A 1,810-nucleotide genomic window follows, 5' to 3' on the forward strand; every position below is an offset into this window, starting at 1 on the left:
GAATTCGCGCTCGTAGCCCCAGGCACACCAGATCGGCTCGTAGGCCGCGGCCGGGGGCGTGGCGGCGGCGATGCCGCGCTGCGCCATCACGCGGCGGTAGGCGTCGAGTGCGGCGAAGTAGTCGCCCTGGTGCACGGCGACAAAGCTCAGCGCGGTCGTCAGCGTCTGCCCGGGCTCCAGCGTGGTGGCACGCTTGGCGGTTAGGCCCAGTTGCACGCCACCGCGCGACCAGCGCAGCGGCAGCGACACCTGTTGCGGGACCACTTCGACGTGGCCAACAGCCAGGCCGGCGTCGCGCCGCCACACGTCGACCACCGGCGTGCCACCGCCGTAGTCGGGCGCGTTCATACCCATGAAGTTGGCTTGTGCAAAGCCGGGCTTGACCGGCTGCACCCAGTCGTGCCGGTCTTCGTGGCTGGCGCCGGCGAAAGACCAGAAGGCTTCGGTGCGACCGACTCGTGGCAGCACCCGGTGCTGCGCGTTGCCCCAGCCCTTGATCGCCAACGCTGCCGCTGACTCGTTGCGGTAGCTGACCTCCAGCCAGGCGAAGCCGGGGAAGGCGTCGTGCAGCGTCACGGCGATCGTCTTGACGATGCCCTGGGCCGAGCGGCCTTCCATGCGCAGGCGGCGGCCGGGCCCGTGGGCGTCGTCGTGCAGTGCGTCGACCTGAGTCCGATACAACACGAAGCGATCGACGACCGCGCCGTTGGCGAGCGTCAAGGTCTCGCTCGCATCGAAGTCGGTCAACACCGCGGGCCGCGGGCCGGCCAGGTGGACGACGCGGCAGCGCATCTGCTCATCGAACTGCAGCGAGATCGCCGCATCGGCAATGCGCACGTGGCCACGGCCGACGGCTGGCGCACTCGACACCATCGCCGGTGCGCACAACGCCGACGCGCCCAGCCACTGGAAGAACGCGCGCCGGGCCACGGGGACAGTTCGCTGCATGGTCAGAACTTCAGACTGGCGCCCAGCGTGAACGAGCGGCCGTAGGCGTTGTAGGTGTACGGCAGGTCGCGCCGGCCCAGGTCGGTGCGCTCCTGGGCGTTCGTGAGGTTACGTCCCTCGAGCGTCAGCTTGAAGCCGCCGTTGAATTCGTACGAGGCTTGCGCCGTCACCCACGTCACCGCCTTGGCCTTGCTGGGCACACCGAGCTCGGTGCCRCTGGTCACGGTGTATGGGCTGGTGTAATCGGCCGACAGGTTCAGGCTGATCGGGCCCTTCTCGTAGATCAGGCCCAGCGACGAGCTGGCCGGGGCCACGCCTTCGAGCTCGCCAACCAGTTCGCCGTCGACCCACGAGCGGGTCTTGTTGTAGGTGTACTGGGCGCGGATGCCGAAGCCGTTGTCCATCAGGTGCTGCCAGCCCAGCTCGAAGCCGAGCACGGTGGCCTTGTCGCCGTTGATCGGCGAGACGATCGTGAACAGGTGGCCGGGTACACCGATGTCGACGTTCTCTTCCGCAGTTGCGGTGATGAAGTTCTTGATCTGCTTGGCGAACACTGCGCCGTTCAACGCCGACTTCGGTGCGTAGTACCACTCGAGCGACAGGTCCTGCTGCCAGGCGGTGTAGGGCTTCAGGTGCGGGTCGCCGGAGATCCAGATCACGTCGGCGCCCCAGCTGGCGCCGTCGGTGCGGGTGGGCGCCAGCTGATCGACGCTGGGCCGCGCGATGGTCTCGGCCACGCCCAGGCGCATCTGCAGCGTCTTGTTCAGGTGGTAGAGAAAGTTGGCCGCCGGCAAGGCCTTGGTGTAGCTGCCGCCGACGTTGATCGGCACGGCCGGGCTGTACTCGACGAAGTAGGCGCCTG

General features: G+C 68.1%; 1 protein-coding gene and 1 pseudogene. Both read right to left on the bottom strand.

The genetic code is table 11. The features are described from left to right. A pseudogene (locus AC1DYI_RS34395) lies at nucleotides 1-948 on the bottom strand (alpha-galactosidase); the annotation flags it as partial. A 2-nt stretch (nucleotides 949-950) separates the two neighbouring features. After that, on the bottom strand, nucleotides 951-1,810 hold an 860-nt coding region (locus tag AC1DYI_RS34400; RefSeq protein WP_477208589.1), incomplete at its 5' end, for a TonB-dependent receptor domain-containing protein.

This window comes from Ideonella sp. P3_A4 (assembly GCF_056403075.1).